Genomic DNA, 17,709 nt, shown 5'->3' on the forward strand with positions numbered 1-17,709 from the left:
ATCTTATGAATATTTCAATGGAAGGTAGCGTTGAGGGCGACTTGGGAATTGAAAAGATGATTACCAATCTTAGAGAATTAGATGGAAAAGCTGTTGAAGCTGGTGTCTTTGGTGGCTTTGACCAGAAGAAAGCAATGTGGCAAGAATATGGGACAAGTCGTGGTATTCCAGCACGTCCTTTCCTACGAAATGCTCTTTACGAAAATGAAGGGCGTTTTGCTAACTACGTTGCTCCGTTCATTACTAATATTCTTAATGGTGGTTCGGCTGATGGAGTAGTCAATGCATTAGGACCATTTATGCAAATGAGCATTCAGCGAACGATTGCGGCTGGTGGTTTTGCTCCATTAGCAGCATCTACAATCGCTAAGAAGGGCCATAGCAAACAATTAATTGATAGTGGATCAATGTACGGTTCGATTGATTGGAGGGCTGTATAATGAGCTTCTATATTGATATGACCAGCGTTTTAGATACATTCAAAACAGAAATTAAAGTAATTTCTGGTAGTTCTAACGGTGAGTGGGTCGATGGTCAATGGCAAGAAGCCGAAGGACAGGAAACTACTTATTATGAGCCATTTGTACCTAATGATTTAGTGGGTCAGTATTCATTTATGAATATTATGCGAGATGTTGGTGACTTCACTCAATACAACGCTATTTGGTTATCTAAACATTCAGACTATCCAATCAATACAATTGTTGAGCATAAAGGAAAACGTTATAGAGTATGCAATATCCAAGACCTTAGTGACTATTCAAACGTTACTATGTATTATCTTCAAAGCGAGGAGGGACAAGATGGCAACAAGTTATGATTATTCAATTCTATATAAAACTTTCAGCCGACTTATTAAGAGCCGGCTGAATTTAGTTATGATTGAACTTTATGGCAATGGAAAGCCACCTGAGCCTCCGTTTGTAGCATTTGATATTGTAGCACCGAAGATACCAACAAATTATTTAGAAGACGACAGAACCTTTGAGGCTGTTGTCTCTTTTACTATCTACGCCAAAACAAAGCTACAAGCCTTAAATTACTGTAATCAATTAAGAGCGGTTTTAGGTGATCTTGCTTCAAGAGACATTTATGAAGATAACGATATTGTGATGGTTGAAAGAATGCAGGTACAACCACGATATGTTGAAGAAAGTAATAATTATGCCTTTATGTTTGGGTTTGATATGCGCTTGCGATTATGGGAGACATATGAAGATAACGGTGAAGGCATGATTGAACATGTTAAATATAAGGAGGATACAAAATGAGTAATATTTTATCTGATATTACAGTTAAACTTAATATTGAAACGCCAAGCATTCCTGTAAATATGGGAAACTTGGCTGTTTTTGTAAAGGGAAATAATCAAGGTGTAGAAACTTTTGGGTCTTATGAAGACCTACAGAAAACATACGGTTCAAATGAATTATTGAAACAGGTAGCTAACGGTTTCTTTAGTCAAGATGATCACGGAAATAAGCTATTTGTTGTAACCTACACTGATGTAGCAACGGCTGCTTCTGCTTACTACGGTGAAGGTTGGGAATTTGCTACGGTTCTTCCGGTTGACCCAACAGCGCCTGTCGTAATTAATCCATCGAGTGATGAAGGAAAAGAGGATGCCCAACCAGCTTCTACCGATACAACTAATGTATTAGCTGATGCGGTTGCTTTATCAAGCTTTATTGATGGAAAGAATGAACGCTTTGCAGTTGTTGCTAAGCCTGCAATTGCTGAAAATGTTGAAAATGCCCCTGAATTTAAGAAGGCGTTTGGAAACTCACCACGTACCATTGCTTTCTTTAGTGGCTCAACGCAAGCGGAAGCTGAATATGGTATCGGTGGGCTTGTTGGAGCTGTTGGTAATGAAACTGTTGGCTCTGTAACATGGAAATTCCGTAAGGTTGGTGGAGTAAAGCCGGTTGATTTAACGGTAACTCAAATTCAAAAGTTACATGATAACAACATCTTTACTTATGTTACTAAGGCTGGATTAGACCAAACATCAGAAGGCAAGACTTTGGGTGGAGAATTTGTCGATGCTTTACATGGTGATGATTGGGTAAAGGCTTCTCTAGAAACTCGCCTTCAACAATTACTGTCTAATTCCAAGAAGGTTACGTATGATGCTGCTGGTATTGCACAAATTGATGCAACAGTAACATCTGTTCTTACTGATGCAACTAACAATGGAATTATTTCTATTAATCCAGAAACTAATGCTGGTGAATTTACTGTTAAGACTGCTTCACGTGCCGAGTCCTCTAAAGAAGACATCGCACAACGGAGCTACAAGGGTCTTCAATTTAGCTACACTCGTTCTGGAGCAATTCACACAGTTAAGGTTAACGGTCAAATTAATATTTAGAGGAGGATTTATTCATGGCTGATGTACGTTTATATGATGCTCTAAAGGCTAACATTGTTGTAGATGGTCGAACTATTCAAGGTTTCCAAGATGGAGACATGTTTTCCTACACTTACAAGGAAGAAAAGGTAAAGACATCTGTTGATGCACAAGGTAACCCAGCGATTGCAATTAATAACAACCACTTGGCTACCGTTACAATTAATTTAACTGGTAATTCAGTAGATCATAAGTACTTAAATAACATTGCCAATGCTAATAAGCAGGTTACGTTAACTATTACTTCTGAATTTGAAAAGGTATCAGGTAATCAAGCATTTATTGTTAAGGTTCCTGATGGTGCCTTTGGTAAAGATACGCCAAAGCGTTCTTACACATTTGAAGTATTGGATATGCGAGTAGAAGCACTTTAATTAGTAGCAACTGAATAGCGGCTAAGGGTTCAATTCCTTTAGCCGTTTTTTTATAAAGACAGAAAATTTAGGAGGAATTTTATTATGACTGAAAAGAACGTAAACACTAAGGACAACCAAGTACAACCACAAACTGTTGATCGTTTAAGCGCCCATGAAGATTGGGTATTTACTGATGCTAATGGTTACGATTGGAAGTACCGTTTCCAATTCCCAGGACTTAAAAAGGCATATGAAATGTTAGATAACGCAACAATGGGTAATGGTCAAATTGCTAAGTCTATTCTATTTGATGAATACCTACAAAACATTGTTGTTAGTGAAAAGTTAACATCGCTTGATGATTTAATTGATCGTCCTGGGGTAGATGAATTGTTTAATGCTATGGACTCCTTTCTTGGTGGCTTACTCTAAACCAGCTAACCAAGCGGAAATCATTAATGAAGTCAATGAAAATGATGCTTTTTGGTTTCCGGTAATTGCTGGTGTGGCTACTCGTGAAGAAATGGAGAGGGCCACTATGAAAGAGGTGCAAATCTTAAATGAAATTGCAAGCCGAAAGCTAGAGTTGATGGGAGGAGTTGAGATAGAGAATGAGTAACGAAACCACTATTAGAGCGAACGTTAAAGTTAGTGGCCTTTCAGAACTTGAAAAAGCTAATAGCTTAATCAAGGAGATGAATCATTCTCTATCCAGCTTGGGTCGTACTGGAGGTAATAATGGCCTAAGTGGTTTGTCCTCTAGCATTAACAAAGCAAAGGTAGAAGCAAAAGAATTAAAGGCGGCTATTAAACAAGCCGATGATGTTAATTTAAGCAAGGTTGGTAATGCCGCTGCTGAGAGTTTATCTAAAGCAGAGAATAAAGCCAATCAATTAAAAGCTAAATTAGAACAAGCTAATAACGTTAACCTTGCAAAAGCTGGAAGTTCTGCTTCCGAAGGACTTAATAAAGCTGAGAGTAAGGCTGGTCAGCTAAAAAATAAACTCGAACAGGCTAATGATGTGAACCTTAGTAAAGTTGGAAATAGCGCTAGTGAAGGTCTATCTAAAGCAGAAGCTAAGGCAAGCCAATTAAGAAGTAAGCTTGAACAAGTAAATAACATTAATGGTGGTATGGCAGGACAAAAGATCAGTGAGGGTCTAAGTCGTGCCGAAAGTAAAGCTAATCAGTTTCAAGGTTCTGTTAGAAAGTCAATTGCAGCTGAAAGAGAATTAGCCAGTGCGGCTCATTCAGTAGCTCAAGCTGAACAGCAGAGTGCAAGTGCAGCTCAAAGAGGAGCGCAAGCACGGCAACAAGCTGTTCAAGCAGCACGGCAAAACGCTCAGTCTGAACGACAGATGGCAATGATTGGCTCCTCTTCACCGGACAAAAAGGAAGGTAAAGTAAGAGGTGCTATCCGTGATGTAGCCGGTATGTATACTCTTGGTAATCTTGCTGCTAATGGAATTATGGCAGCAGGTGAAGGTGTAAAAGGCTTGTTTGGCTCTGGATTAAGCTATATCAGTCAACAGCAGGCTTCTCAAGTTTCATGGGCTTCTAATGCTCGTTCAGTTAATAAACTGCTTGGGAAGAATATGAGTAATAAAGAAGCTACTAGCTTCTCTAAAGGAATGGTTAAAGACATTTCTAACCTTGCAACTTCTGCTGGTAACGATTATAAGCAAGTGTCAGATGCAGCATTAGCTTTCTATGCTACTGGTGCTGGTGTTTCAACTGCTGGTAATAAAAAGAAAACGCTCCAATTAACTAAAGACATGCTTAACCTGCAAGATGCTGGTGGTATGAATGATGAAGAAATGGGACGGTTTATCTCCTCTGTTGCTAAAACGTTAGACCAAGATAAATTAACCACAGAACGACTTCAACAGTTAAAGCAATTTAACCCTAACATTGATGAGTACCTAGATAAAGCACACAAGAAGAGAACTGGTGAAAAAGCTGGTAAAGTCGGTGATTACACTGGTGATGATCTTGTAAAAGCCTTACATATGGCAGGTATGGCTCCAGGTGTTAATGATGCTTCTAAGAAGATGAATCAAAGTTTAGCGGGTGTACAACGTGCTATAAAAAATGGTGCAGTTCGTATGACTGCTGGCTTTGAAGAGCGATTAGCTAGTGGACTAAATAAAGCGTTTGGTGGTGATGGGAAGCTATTCTCACGAATTACCGATTGGTTTAATAGTCCTAAGAAAACAGAGGGCTTCACTAATAAAGTAGCTGATGGGACCGCTGGTGTTATTTCTACCGTTGGTAAAGGTGGACGTGAAGCATTTGATTTAGCTAAAAAGCTATCGGATGTTGCTAAACCGATTGCTGGTGGATTTTCTACTGGTTTTATTGATCAGGTTAAGGCATTTAAGAATGGGCTATCTACTGCATACAACGGCTTGAAGAGTACAGCTTCTAAGTTAAGTGATACTATTCCTAAAGGCGCTAAGGGTAAGTTTTCATCGATTGGTAATGAACTTGGTAATGCTACCGGAAAGATTACAGCCTTTTTAGTTGCTGTTCGTGGATTATCTAAGTTACCTAAGATTGGTCAAGGTATTACTAAAGCAATGCAACCATTGCTAAAGTTTGCTTCAAAGTTACCAGTAGTTGGCAAAGGGCTAAGTGGCCTTATATCCAAGATTACTGGTATTAAGAAGCTTGATGAAACTAAAAACTTAAGCGCTGCTGGAAAAATGCAAAATGCCGCTAATACTATGATGTCTGCTGCTAATCGTATGAATAGCGGTAGTCGAAATAGTGGTTTTGGTGGTAATGGGGTTAAATCAGCTGGGTACTATGGTAGTAGTAATGGCTATTACAATAATGGCGAAATTTACGATGGTTATACTGGACCATTAACTAGAACCGGTCTCTATCATAGTAAAGCAGGTACTAATGGTGATCCTAATGCTTGGTTTAATAAGTTAATTTCTCGTGGACAAAATTATTTAGGCGCTGCTAATCCAAAGCATGGGAAAGGTAGTTTTGTTCAGAGAATCAAAGGAAATGTACTTACTGGTGTTGGTAGAGCTGGCCAACGTGTCTTTGGCGAAAGCCGTATTGGTAATGTTATTTATCGTGGGGCATTAGCAAGTGGACGAGGCTTAAGAGCAACAAGAGGCTTTATAGCTAAAGGTGCTCCAGGAATGAATGCTACCTTTGCGGCTATGGATGCCATGTCAGTTATAGGAACCACAAAATCAGGCTCACTTGCACGACATAAAGGCGTTGGAAATGCAGTAGGACAAGGTGTTGGATCTACTGTTGGTATGGCTGCTGGAACTGCTTTGGGTTCATTAATTGGTATGCCTACAGTTGGAGCTGTTGCAGGTAGCTTTCTTGGTGGTTGGGCCGGAGGAAAAGTTGGTTCATGGATTGGTTCTAAATTTGGTGGCAGCAAGCCTTCTGGTAACAAGCTAACCCAACAACAGCGTGATGCCATTAAAGCTGATGAAATAGTAGCTAAGACCAACTTCACCAATGGCTATAACAGTCTTTATCAAAATGCTGGACAGAAAGCTCCTGTTTCTGCTAACAAAGCATATAAGACTATGAACGCCGCTTCTAAAGGTAATGCCAAATCCCAAGCAGCAGCTCAGCTTTATGATCAGGCTATGCAAGCAGGAGATTTAGCTTCTGCTAACAAGTACTTTAGCCAAGCTCAAAAGCAGGTTAAAGCAGGTGATGCTAAAGGTGTTAGAAGTGCTCAAAGCAGATTGAGTAAAGCTAAGAAAGCTGAGAAAAAGGCCTATGATGATGCTTATACTAAGGCATTAGGCGAGGCATACAACAATGGTCAACGAGGTAAAGCAGCAAGAGAACAAGCTAAACAGTTAGCTAAAGGTGATAAAAATTACCAAAAAGCCAGAAAGAATACAAAGTCTGCTCAGAATAAGGTTAATAAAGCCAAAAAGAAGTACAAAGATGACACTGGTGAAGACTACAAAAAGTCTAAGGCAAGTTCTAAAGGTAAAGGTAGTAAGAGCGGTGCGTCTAAAAAGAATTCAAAGAGCGGTTCTAAGAATCGTGGAAGTAGTAAAGGTTCTTCTAAGCCAAAATCAAAAGGTTCGAGCAGAAAGTCAAGTCGTTCTAAAGCTAAGTCTTCTCGGGGCAATTCCAAGCCAGCTTCTAAAAAATCTCGTTCAAGTTCTGGAAAGAAGCGTTCAAACGGAAGTAAAAATGCTAGTCGTGACCAGAAAGCTGCTTCTCGTAAGTTAGATAAAGCTGCGTCTAACCTGAATAAGTCTGCGTCTAAGAAAGCCAAGTCCTCGTCAAAGAGAAAAGGTTCTTCTAAGAGTAATAACAAGAGCCGAAGTTCTTCTAAGCCACATTCGAAAACCGCTAACGTTAAAGCTAAAACTAAAGGTACCAAAGATGCCAAAAAGCTTTCAAAAGCAACTAAGGGTGTCAAGAGCAAGAATGCTAAGGTTAAAGCAAACGTTAAAGGTACTAAGGATGCTAAGAAGCTTTCTAAGGCTACGAAAGGCGTTAAAAATAAAAGTGCTAAGGTCAAGGCTAAGACCTCTGGTGGTAACAAGGTTAAGAAATTAGCTAAGGATACCAAGAAGGTAAAAAATAAGAACGCCAAGATTAAGGCTAAAACTTCTGGTGGAAATAAGGTTAAGAAATTAGCCAAAGATACTAAGAAGATTAAGAACAAAAACGCTAAGGTCAAGGTTAAAGTCTCTGGTGAAAGCAAAGTTAAGAAGCTAGCCAAAGATATTAAGAAAGTCAAAAATAAAAATGCTCGAGTAAGGGCACGTGTTTCTGGCGAAGGTAAGGTTAAAAAACTAAGCCAAAATATCAAAAAGGTAAAAAATAAGAATGCTCGGGTAAGAGCTACGGCTTCTGGTGCAGGAAAGGTTAAATCGCTAGCCAGTTCAATCAAACGTGTTAAGAATAAAACAGCAAGAGTAAGAGCTTCTGCTTCCGGTGCGGGACAAGTCAAAAGCCTCGCAAGTGCTATTAATCGTGTTAAGAATAAAACGGCACGGGTAACGGCTCATGCAACAGGAACTGGTCAAGTTAAGAGCCTTCAAAGTGCCATTAATGGAGTTAAAAATAAAACTGCTAGCGTTACTGCTAAAGTAACTGGAACAGGACAGGTTAAGCAATTAACTAGTGCTATTAATTCCGTAAAGGGAAAGAGCGTTAGTGTAACAGCTAAGGTTAGTGGGACCGGTGAAGTACGTGGCTTAGCTAGTGCAATTGCAGCTGTTCACAGTAAACATGTTACTATTTCAGCAACAGTTACTAAGAGCGGACATCTAGCTACTGGTACACCTGGGGCTTCAAACGCCTTTAGAGGAAGACTAGCTACTGGAACTCCAGGAGCTGGTGCTAGTTTTGTTGCTGCATTAGCTACAGGAACACCAGCAGCAACTACAAACCAATGGTCAGCTAATGGTGGTGTTAAGAAAGGAAACTACCTTGTTAATGATGCTCCAGGTGCTGATTTTGTAGAAGCGTTTATGACTAGGGCTGGTACTATTGGTCTTTTTCCTAAACAGCGTAATTTGATTGTTCCTCTTGGAGAAGGGACACAGGTTCTTAATGCAAACGAAACAAAAAAGAAGTTCCCACGACTAAAGACAGGAACTCCTAGTTTTAATATTAAGAATGATGCTAAGTCTTCTAACAAGAGTGAAAAGTCAACAGTTGTTAATAACAATACATTCAATATTAACGTTAATGTTGATGGTAGTGCTGGCATTGACCAGAAACTAATTAATAAGATTGCTAACCAAATAGCAGAAAAGCTTACGGTTGCATTCCCAGAAAGTGAGGTGTAAAAGGATGGCTGTGTTAGCTACTGGGAACCAACGGGTTTATCTTCATTCTGAAACGGAAGAAGAAGAAACAACTAATACTGTATCAAAATACCCAATTCAAGCTGGAAATAATATAACCGACCATACACAACGGGAAGAGCAAACTTTCACTTTTGAGGGTTTGCTTTTTGGTAATGATCGTTATGATATTCAGCGGCAATGGCAACAATTACTTGATTGGCAACATAATGGTACTATTTTGCAATATGCTGGTGCCATCTGGCATGGAAATATGATGATTACCAATTTGCATCGTACTTATGAAGATGGTGGATATAAGAATGCTCTTAAGTTCTCAATGGAGCTTACTTATATTGATGTAGTTCAATCCAGTTTTGTTAAAGCAGTAAACGTTGGTCCTAAAGCACCTAGCCCACCAGCTAATCCTGGTGTATGGGTAACTGTTCGACCAGGGAATACTTATTGGGGTTGGTGGCGGCAATATGGAACTCCAATCCAAACATTAAGAGATTGGAACCATTGGCCCGATAGAAGGATTCCAGTCGGTGTTAGAGCGAGGGTGAAGTAAATGTCTTATAGATCAAAATTTGATATTGATGTTAGTAATATTCCACAAGTTTTTTCTACAAGTTTTGGGAATACTGCTGTAAACATTGGAATTAATTACAATAAGACTGGTGATTTCTATACAGTTGACTTATTTGATATACAGAATAAGCCAATTATTACTGGTGAAAAGTTAATCTATGGTAAAAGACTATGGCGTAATTCTGTTGATGAACGTATTCCAGCAGTAGATTTAGTGCCGTTAGATGAGTCAGGAAAAAGTAATATCTGCAACAAAGAGACCTTCGGCAAGACGGTCTTTTTATTTATAGATACGGTGGTGGAAGACAATGGGTAAACCACAATTTAATTTCGAATGTAAGGTAGTGGTTTATACAGCAAATGCCAATTTGACATATGAATATGGAAAAATGAAAAACTCAATTGAAATTCATTTTACTGTCCCATTTTCTAATGAAACAGAGAAGCACATAACAGAAATTGAGCTTTTTAATATTGATACTAGGCATTTTAATCTTATTCAGCCAGGAAATAAGGCAGAATTATACGCTGGCTATTCTGGAGATGTTGGCTTACTGGTAAGCGGAACTATCTATAAAACAACAATTCCTTATGCGGAAGATGCTGATACTGCATATAAAATCCGTATTTTGGAGGGTGAAGACTACACGAGAAAGCCTAAATTAAATATGACATTTGCTAATAATACTTATGCCTCAACTATCATTCCACAAGTTGTAAGTGCTGCTGGTATTAATTTGCGATATATCTCTATTAAGGATAATAAGTGTTATAACGATGGCTTTACTGCTGATGACCACCCAATGGAAGTTTTAAGTACGCTCGCTCAGGACTGTAAAGCAAGCTTATTTTATTTACGAGGCCAGTTAACTATGCGATATGTCTATGATGGAAATGGTGCGGATCAGTTTGATTTAAGCCCTGCTACGGGATTGGTAGAAGGACCAACACGAGAAAGTCGTGATGATGACTGGGCTGATTATGAAGAAGATGACGATGGGTTGGGAGCATGGAGCTACTCAGCAACGTCAATTCTTAATTATCATCTAACTACTTTTGCATGGGTTAAGCTTCATAATAAGTATGCTGATGTGGGAGTTATGGTCATTAATGGTGAACATAGCTTTGATGGTGAAGAAGCAAGAACGGAATTTGAGGCGGTGACACAATAAATGGTAAGACAACGTGACCAAGACATTAGGTTTCTTAAAACGTTAATAAATAACATTAATGCTAATCTCCATGTTGCTCAATTAGCAAGGGTATACAAGCTTACCGATGATCATTCAAGAGCGGACGTTCAACCTTTAGCTCTTGATGCTAGTGGTAAGAAAAGGGCACCGCTAATTAACGTTCCTGTGGGCATGGTTGCTCAAGGCTATATTTCGGAAGGATCAGTGGTTCTTGTCATGTTTCTTGACCGCTCAATGGAAAATTGGAGCAAGGCTGATAATCAAGAATTCTCGTTGGCTAACAAAAGAATGCACGATGTTAACGATGCTGTTATTTGTGAGGTGATGTGGAGTGCAGGACATTAAGCTCAGTGCAGGAGATATTCAGCTTGATTACATTACCGGAAGTAAAGAAATAATCCAATCAGCAGAAATTATTCTTGGGACTCGTAAAGGTGAGTTTGTGTTAGCTCCTGAAATGGGGTTAAATCACTCAAACTTGCTAGGTAAGAAATATGCCGAAGAGATGGCTGCAAGTGATGTTTATGAAGCTGTACGACAAGAAGAACGAATAAAAAACGTTAAAGTTGATACAAAAGTAGATAAACACAATCGCTCGATAACTCTTAATCTAACTGCTGATATAGGAAATGATAAACCGGTAGAAATGGAGGTGAACTATGCTTGATAAAAATGGGTTCACAAGACCAACTTACGATGAAATAGTACAACAGGAGTCTGATAAGTGGGTTCAGTTATTCGGCGAAAACGCCCAAACCAATGCACATTCAGTAGGCGGTATTTTAATACGCATTCATTCTTACTTTATGGATAAGCTTTATCAGTTAGCGGAAGTTATTTACAATTCTCAGTTTGTAGACTCTGCAACTGGAACAACATTAGAACAATTAGGTGCAAATGTTGGATTAACTCGTTTACCTAGTCAAGTTGCAATGGGAACTGTAACTTTTTACGGAAAAATTGGTTATACGGTTCCTTCTGGTAGTTTGGTTAGAACTGATGATGGATTGGAATACGTGACATCTGAGGACATTGTTCTGAAAGACACAGGTAAAAATAATATGACCTTAGATGATGGAAGCAACCTCCAAATGCCGACGGAAAGTAATGGGACCTGTCCTAATATAGGAGTGGGGATATCTCATTATCTTTACGCGAATAAGGCAGGAGCAGCTTACAATAAAGCGAATAAATCCAAGGCGATTATGGTTAACGCTAGTGAAAACATCAGATATGTAATCGTACAGGAAGTTTCCGGTGGTGCTGATATAGAAACGGATATTAACTTCCGTGACCGTATTAATCTATCAAATAGAACGGTAGCTCCTTCATCGCCATATAACGGTATTATTACAGCAGTTGAGAAAGTAACTGGTGTAACTGCTGTTCGTATCATTTCAAACGATACAATGGTTGATGATGAAACAACCAATACTCCCGCAAAGTCAATTCATATCTATGTTAATGGTGGATATAAGGATGACGTTGCGGAGGCTATCTTTGGTTCAATTAGTGCTGGAATTTTAACGGTTGGGCAACAATCAGTAAAGGTTACTGATATTGCTGGTGGAGAGCATACTATTTGTTTTGATTACCCAACTACTCGTGATGTATATGTTTCTATCAAGTTAACTAAGACTAATGAATATCCATTAAATGGAGATGAACAAGTTAAGAATATAGTAATGAAATACATTAATGAAGTTGGAATGGGAAACACGTTGTATTATTCCTATCTTTACAGGCTTATATACGATAATGTTCCAGGTATCCAAGTAGCTGATGTGAAAATTGGTACCGATAGTAACAAACTATCAGCTCAAAATATAACCTTGACAAATATCGAAACTGCTCAAACAAGCGCTGAAAAGGTGATGATCTTATGAGTTTCTTTAGTAAATTTTTGAAACTAATGCCTGGATCACTAGTAAAAATAGCTAATAGCAATAATTGGAAATTAGCAAAGTTTTACTCTAGTAGTTTTGATAAGGTAAATGAAACTTTCAGTAAAATAGACTTTTATCGAAACATTGATAATGCCAAAGGAAACCTTTTGGATAAGTTAGGAGAAAAGTACGGAGTAAGGCGTGGGCCGGCGGATGATAGCTTTTATCGAATGATGATTAAAGCTAAAGTAGCAAACCGAAAAGGAGATACAACAGTTAATGGTGTTTTGCGTACAATGCAGAATGCTTTAGGAATAAGTGTAAGAGACGTTAGATTACGTCCAGTACAGCTGCCGGATGGAAAACGTGAGCCACTGGCAATACGACTTAACAGTGTTCCTATGAGATTTGCACGTTCTGAATATGAACAGGAATTTATGATCCATCAAATAGAGTCAATTATTGCTGCTGGAGTGAGATTGCAAGACTTGCAATTTACAGCAACAGCGGTTGGTCACTTTGAACTTGGTACTACTATGATTAATGTTGAAACCGTCGATATTGATGATAGCAAGGATTATAACCGTGAAGCATCGGGAAGTTTTAACTTAGGGAATACAATTATTGATGTGAAAGAAACTGAGTTAACTGATCAATACGATACTTCAGTAGAAACAAATGGTAAAGCTAATCTTGGTACAGTTAGTGTTACAGCTGAAACGTACCAGATTACGACGGATGAGGAAAAGGAGAAAAATTAAATGGCAGATTTTAAACGAGTCATAATTACTAGAGACGGGCAGCAGTTAATGTCTGATATTATGTCTAAGAAGAAGGAAATGCAATTTACAAGATTGATCGTTTCAGAAAATGAAATTGGAGATATTCAAGATATAAAGGGAAATGAGCAAAACTACAGTGTTGAGTCTATATCTTTTGATTCGCTTAGTACGATTAATCAAGAGACATCGGAACTTAGTGTTCATGCTGTTGAAAGCTTTGGAGGTATGACTAACCCAGCTGTTGAAGTAATTGCTAGTATTGATAATACGCAATTAACAAAGGGATATTACATGCGAACCTTAGGTCTATGTGCCGCTGATGGGGCAGGAAACGAAATCCTATATGCTTATACACGTGCAGATCAGCCAGGATATATGCCACCATATAACGGAAAAACAACCTCTGGCGCAATGTTTAAGATTACAGTAACTATTGGTAATACTAATCAAGTTAATTTGATGTCAGGTACGACTTATGCAAGCTCTTATGAAGTTGAAGAGGTACGGCAACAGCTTAATGATTTGCAAACAATCGTTGGATATAACGAAAACGATGTTTTTGGCTTAGAAGCTGATTTCGAGAACAATCAATTTACTCGTTTAGCTGGAGCAAAGAACCTAACGGCAGGGAAAGACTTTGATAACTTAGGGCCTTGGAAAAGGCGTCGTTGCATGGTTGATTATAAAACAGGTGACGTAGTTGCGTACGAAGGAGATCCGAACTTTTCAGAAACAGGTACTTTAGCGCAATCGGTTACTGTAAATGGTAAAACTTATGGTACTGATACCGAATATGCAATTATGGTAGAACAACCTAAGTTCTATTATCGTGTTGTGCCAGTAAAAACAACTGATAATGGTAGTGGAACACTTTCTTTAGATAAAGCACGCTACTATGTTTCTTCTACTCCACATATTGGCTTTAAGATTCATCCGGCATTCGTTGTAGATGGTAAAGAACTAGACAAAATTTATTTAGCTTCTTATTTAGCGAAAACAACATCATCTATAGATGGCTATATAACGTCTAAAAAGGGTGTCACTGATAATGCTTTGGCTAATGATGCGGTTGGATGGAAAGAATATTTAGAAAATACTCAAAAGTTAAATCCTAATTGGAAATTATCTTCGTTAGCTACATATTCAATAAGTTTATTATTATTTATTATTGAATATGGTAATTTTAACGGAACCCGAATGTTAAAGGATCGATCATTTAGAGGTGAGAAGCAAATTAATAAAAATACAATATATCTTTTTGATAGAAAGTATTCAGTACTGAATAATAAAGTAACTATATATGATGAAGATAGTTCTAAAATTAAATCTACCTTTATTTCAGCCTCTAAAGGATATATTTCACGATTTAAATATACGGAAAACGATGATTGGGCTTTTTATCCAATAATGAATCAGGGAACAAGTATTGAACCAATTGGGGCAAGTTACGATTTTAGCGTGAATACGAATAACGTATATGTAATGACTGGTCCTGAGCTATTTGCCATGAAGTTAATGAGCGAAACAGATAGAACCGCGGAAAGGTTCGCATCAGCTAGGTTAGTTTTGGCTCTATAACTAAGTAGGAGATTGATAAAATGAAGAAAAATAAAGCAGTAAAAAGTTTTGTAAAACCTAAAGATATATGGATTGATAAATACCATGTATATGTGGCAGAAAATTTAAAACAGATTGAAGAAGATATCAATGGTAATAAGGAAAAACAATATGAGTTTGATCTAACAACTTATGATAAAGATGAATATATCATCTTAGAAATGCAAAAGAATAAACAAGAGAACCAACTAGCAATCGCTCAATTAGCAATGCAAATGGGAGGTATTCAGAATGGTTAATCTATATGTAGACTTAATTACGCAAGGCTTGTGGACTTTAGATAAAGTTATCAAGCCTTTTTATGATGACACCGTTAGTAAACTAGAAGAAAAAGGCTACTTTGATGAGCACCCTGAGCAACGTCCAAGTGGTTTTTCAACTGAGAAGTGAGGGGTGAGTTTGTGGGTAAGAATTTACGGAAAAATTATTTTTGGTTCTTGCTTGCGATGGAAACCTATGGACTAGGAATTTTATTTATCGTTAAGCATAGCATCGGGACATTTACTCCTCCCGGTCATGTTTTAGAATTTCTTGATGATCCACCATTTATTTTCTTGTTAGCAATAGCAGGAACTCTAGCTATGGTATATGCACTTTGGAACATTAAGCATATGTTTTTTAAGCCGTTAATGACAGGGCTTTTAACATTTGTGTGGTTAATGTTCTTGAGTGCTTTTTTATACCAAGATTTTACGATGGGTCACTTTGGTTTCCAATCGCTGTTTGCCTCTTTTATAGTGTTGTCGATTTTGGGGGAAATATTAATCAAAAGGGGCTGATAGTATTGCATGACCAGGTTCTAGTAGCGTTGATTAGTACAATCGGCTCAATTGTAGTTGCATATCTAACAACGCACCAGAGCAAAAAGCCATCAGTTAATGATGAGTTAGTAAGAGAGAATGAAAAACTAAAAAAACAATTGGAGGAAAAGCAACGTGAAGACACTTAACTATGTATTTAATTGGCTTCTATCATCTGGAGCTTTAACAATTATTACAATCTTTGCTTGGAAGTATGTTAAACCCTGGTTGGATAATAAAACAGAACACGCTGCTACTGAGCAATCAAAGGCGGTTTGGATGCTCTTAGAAAAAGTAGCCACTACGGCTGTAAATGCTCTAGTTGGTCAACCTATGAGTGGTCAAGCTAAATTTGATGAAGCAACAAAGAATGTATTGACTTTTATGAAGAACCAAGGCTTTGTTGTTACTAAAGAGCTTGCCGAATCAGCAGTTCAATCTGCTTATGAGAAGTCACCATTAACGCCTACGGTAAGCAATAAGGAGGAAAAATAAAATGTTAAAAATGGTTGATGTATTTTCTGGTAGCCCTCGTAGTTTTGCAACTTTACCAGAAACAGATATTACAATGGTTAAGGCAACACAAGGTACAGGCTATGTCAATCCAGCTTGCAACACAGACTATGCCAATGCAAAAGCTGCTGGGAAACTTTTAGGGTTATACCATTATTGTGCTGGTGGTAATCCGATTGCAGAAGCTGATTACTTCATTAATAACATTAAGAATTATGTCGGTGAAGCGGTGTTAGCGGTAGACTGGGAAGGTTATCAGAATTCTAGCTGGGGTAATTATGGTTATGTACGTCAATTTGTTAATCGTGTACACGAGTTAACAGGTGTTTGGTGCATGATTTATGTATCGCAATCTGAAATTCGGCAAGTTGCTAACTGTGTAAATGATTGTCCGCTGTGGGTTGCTTACTACAAGTATTCTCAACCTCTTAACTGGAATTACCAGGGAGCTGGGTTTAGTATTGCGCCTTGGGAGGTTTTCACTATTCATCAGTTTACAGGTTCAGACATGGACCGAAACATGGTTAATACAACCAAAGAAGGCTGGTTGAAGATGGCTAACCCGAATAATAATGTATCTATTCCAGAACCATCACCAGTTCAACCAGTAGAAGAACATAAAGAACTTGAAGAAATTTCTTTTGTTGATGAGTTAGGTGATTCTTGGTTTAAAGAAGATGGTAAGTTCACGCTTGATGTTGCAGTCAACCTGCGCTGTGGTGCTCGGACCACATCAGATATTATTGCTACTTTACCAGTTGGTTCTACTATTAAATATGATGCCTTTAGTCGTCATGCTGGATATGTTTGGATTCGTCAATTACGAGAAAACGGCTATGGTTACATGGCTGTTCGTGATGCTAAGACAAACCAACCATTCGGGAAATTTGAATAAAACATTAGCCCTAGTGGTTGTTGCATTTCCTGCACGTCTACTAGGGCTTTTTGTGTTAGTTGCAAATTGTAAGAAATATTGTAGTTTGGTTCTAACGTATGCTAATATCTATTACAAGTTAATTTGAGTTAAAGAATTCAAGGGAGATTAATCAAATGAAGACTAATGAATTAATTGAAAGTATCAACCGTGAACGCGATCTGTCTGCGGAACAAGTTGAAGATTGTGTTAAGATTTATGATGCTCATGATAATGTTGCTGTTACAATTCCGCAAAATGCTCTTAGCTTTTTTGATATAACTTGGAACTGTATGCAACCTCGTTTTGCCTTTGATGAATATGAGCGTGAGACCCTTGATAAAGTTGTGACTGAATATCTTGAAACAAGGGTCGAAAAAAGAAATGACGCAAAATAACCCGGCACTTTTTTGAGGTGTCGGGTAACCTGTACATCGAAATGTACATCAAAAATTAATATGGTACTTCAAGTTAATTCCATATAATAGGAAGAAATAAGTATTTGTATATATTAATTCGACTTAATTTTAGGTACTTACCCCCACCGGAGGCATATTATTGCTTTCGTACAAAAGTGTCAGCTAAGCTAATGAAATAGGAGAAAGCTTGTTAAATCAAGCTTTCTCCTATTTTTTCGTTTAAATTGTTAAGCGTTTGAAATTGTATAAAATGTTATGAATGTGGTAAGCATCCAATAACGATACGTCTATGAATCAAGATTCAGGCCTCCTAAACTATAAGTAACTTAGTTTAGGAGGTTTTTACTTTATGGAAGAAAAACATGAAATTATTGCACCGGTATTTAAGTCTCACCATCATCAGGTCGCTAAAAAGACTGATTACATTC

Annotated in this window: 23 protein-coding genes; all 23 read left to right on the forward strand. The window is 38.0% G+C overall.

The genetic code is table 11. The annotated features are described in order from the left end of the window. Window positions 1–5: 5 nt before the first annotated feature. The 23 genes from H5S39_RS03645 to H5S39_RS03755 all read left to right on the forward strand — a co-directional run bounded on the left by H5S39_RS03645 (window position 6) and on the right by H5S39_RS03755 (window position 17,260). Entirely contained in the window at window positions 6–440 is a 435-nt protein-coding gene (locus H5S39_RS03645; protein ID WP_182595888.1) for a hypothetical protein, read from the forward strand. Continuing rightward, entirely contained in the window at window positions 440–820 is a 381-nt protein-coding gene (locus tag H5S39_RS03650) for a hypothetical protein (protein WP_182595889.1), read from the forward strand. Before H5S39_RS03645 ends, H5S39_RS03650 begins: the two co-directional genes overlap by 1 nt. Further along, window positions 804–1,271, forward strand: a complete 468-nt coding sequence (locus tag H5S39_RS03655) for a phage neck terminator protein (protein WP_182595890.1) — start codon at window positions 804–806, stop codon at window positions 1,269–1,271. Before H5S39_RS03650 ends, H5S39_RS03655 begins: the two co-directional genes overlap by 17 nt. Beyond that, a complete protein-coding gene (locus H5S39_RS03660) occupies window positions 1,268–2,371 on the forward strand; it encodes a DUF3383 family protein (protein WP_182595891.1) in 1,104 nt (367 codons plus the stop codon). The genes H5S39_RS03655 and H5S39_RS03660 overlap by 4 nt, the downstream gene beginning before the upstream one ends. A gap of 14 nt (window positions 2,372–2,385) precedes the next feature. Beyond that, complete coding sequence (locus tag H5S39_RS03665) at window positions 2,386–2,784, forward strand: phage structural protein (RefSeq protein WP_182595892.1); 399 nt, start codon at window positions 2,386–2,388, stop codon at window positions 2,782–2,784. 84 nt (window positions 2,785–2,868) lie between these two features. Next, the gene (locus H5S39_RS03670; protein WP_182595893.1) at window positions 2,869–3,198 is read left to right on the forward strand and encodes a hypothetical protein; all 330 of its coding nucleotides are present in this window, start codon (window positions 2,869–2,871) and stop codon (window positions 3,196–3,198) included. After that, window positions 3,185–3,385, forward strand: coding sequence for a hypothetical protein (locus tag H5S39_RS03675; RefSeq protein WP_182595894.1), 201 nt, complete (start codon window positions 3,185–3,187; stop codon window positions 3,383–3,385). Before H5S39_RS03670 ends, H5S39_RS03675 begins: the two co-directional genes overlap by 14 nt. Then, window positions 3,378–8,570, forward strand: coding sequence for a hypothetical protein (locus tag H5S39_RS03680; RefSeq protein ID WP_182595895.1), 5,193 nt, complete (start codon window positions 3,378–3,380; stop codon window positions 8,568–8,570). The genes H5S39_RS03675 and H5S39_RS03680 overlap by 8 nt, the downstream gene beginning before the upstream one ends. A 4-nt stretch (window positions 8,571–8,574) precedes the next feature. Continuing rightward, complete coding sequence (locus tag H5S39_RS03685; protein WP_182595896.1) at window positions 8,575–9,138, forward strand: LysM peptidoglycan-binding domain-containing protein; 564 nt, start codon at window positions 8,575–8,577, stop codon at window positions 9,136–9,138. After that, window positions 9,139–9,474 carry a phage baseplate plug family protein gene (locus tag H5S39_RS03690; protein WP_182595897.1) on the forward strand — a complete coding sequence of 112 codons (336 nt, stop codon included), beginning with the start codon at window positions 9,139–9,141 and terminating at the stop codon, window positions 9,472–9,474. Then, window positions 9,467–10,330, forward strand: a complete 864-nt coding sequence (locus tag H5S39_RS03695) for a phage protein (protein WP_182595898.1) — start codon at window positions 9,467–9,469, stop codon at window positions 10,328–10,330. Before H5S39_RS03690 ends, H5S39_RS03695 begins: the two co-directional genes overlap by 8 nt. After that, entirely contained in the window at window positions 10,331–10,696 is a 366-nt protein-coding gene (locus H5S39_RS03700) for an ABC transporter substrate-binding protein (protein ID WP_182595899.1), read from the forward strand. Continuing rightward, the gene (locus H5S39_RS03705; RefSeq protein WP_182595900.1) at window positions 10,683–11,018 is read left to right on the forward strand and encodes a contractile injection system sheath initiator; all 336 of its coding nucleotides are present in this window, start codon (window positions 10,683–10,685) and stop codon (window positions 11,016–11,018) included. The genes H5S39_RS03700 and H5S39_RS03705 overlap by 14 nt, the downstream gene beginning before the upstream one ends. Beyond that, complete coding sequence (locus tag H5S39_RS03710) at window positions 11,011–12,237, forward strand: baseplate J/gp47 family protein (protein WP_182595901.1); 1,227 nt, start codon at window positions 11,011–11,013, stop codon at window positions 12,235–12,237. Before H5S39_RS03705 ends, H5S39_RS03710 begins: the two co-directional genes overlap by 8 nt. After that, complete coding sequence (locus H5S39_RS03715; RefSeq protein ID WP_182595902.1) at window positions 12,234–12,998, forward strand: hypothetical protein; 765 nt, start codon at window positions 12,234–12,236, stop codon at window positions 12,996–12,998. Before H5S39_RS03710 ends, H5S39_RS03715 begins: the two co-directional genes overlap by 4 nt. Further along, a complete protein-coding gene (locus tag H5S39_RS03720; RefSeq protein ID WP_182595903.1) occupies window positions 12,999–14,597 on the forward strand; it encodes a DNA helicase ZGRF1-like domain-containing protein in 1,599 nt (532 codons plus the stop codon). A 20-nt stretch (window positions 14,598–14,617) separates the two neighbouring features. Next, window positions 14,618–14,875 (forward strand): hypothetical protein, encoded by a 258-nt coding sequence (locus H5S39_RS03725; RefSeq protein ID WP_182595904.1) that lies wholly within the window; start codon window positions 14,618–14,620, stop codon window positions 14,873–14,875. Then, on the forward strand, window positions 14,868–15,026 hold the full coding sequence (locus H5S39_RS03730; RefSeq protein ID WP_182595905.1) for a hypothetical protein: 159 nt from the start codon (window positions 14,868–14,870) through the stop codon (window positions 15,024–15,026). The genes H5S39_RS03725 and H5S39_RS03730 overlap by 8 nt, the downstream gene beginning before the upstream one ends. An 11-nt stretch (window positions 15,027–15,037) precedes the next feature. Further along, window positions 15,038–15,415 carry a hypothetical protein gene (locus tag H5S39_RS03735; protein WP_182595906.1) on the forward strand — a complete coding sequence of 126 codons (378 nt, stop codon included), beginning with the start codon at window positions 15,038–15,040 and terminating at the stop codon, window positions 15,413–15,415. Window positions 15,416–15,420: 5 nt separating this feature from the next. Beyond that, on the forward strand, window positions 15,421–15,585 hold the full coding sequence (locus H5S39_RS03740; RefSeq protein ID WP_182595907.1) for a hypothetical protein: 165 nt from the start codon (window positions 15,421–15,423) through the stop codon (window positions 15,583–15,585). Further along, window positions 15,572–15,931, forward strand: a complete 360-nt coding sequence (locus H5S39_RS03745; RefSeq protein ID WP_182595908.1) for a phage holin, LLH family — start codon at window positions 15,572–15,574, stop codon at window positions 15,929–15,931. The genes H5S39_RS03740 and H5S39_RS03745 overlap by 14 nt, the downstream gene beginning before the upstream one ends. Before the next feature lies 1 nt (window position 15,932). Then, window positions 15,933–16,844, forward strand: coding sequence for a GH25 family lysozyme (locus H5S39_RS03750; RefSeq protein WP_182595909.1), 912 nt, complete (start codon window positions 15,933–15,935; stop codon window positions 16,842–16,844). A 155-nt stretch (window positions 16,845–16,999) separates the two neighbouring features. Beyond that, the gene (locus H5S39_RS03755) at window positions 17,000–17,260 is read left to right on the forward strand and encodes a hypothetical protein (RefSeq protein WP_182595910.1); all 261 of its coding nucleotides are present in this window, start codon (window positions 17,000–17,002) and stop codon (window positions 17,258–17,260) included. Window positions 17,261–17,709 lie beyond the last annotated feature (449 nt).

The sequence above is a fragment of the Limosilactobacillus rudii genome (genome assembly GCF_014145455.1).
Lineage (GTDB): Bacteria > Bacillota > Bacilli > Lactobacillales > Lactobacillaceae > Limosilactobacillus > Limosilactobacillus rudii.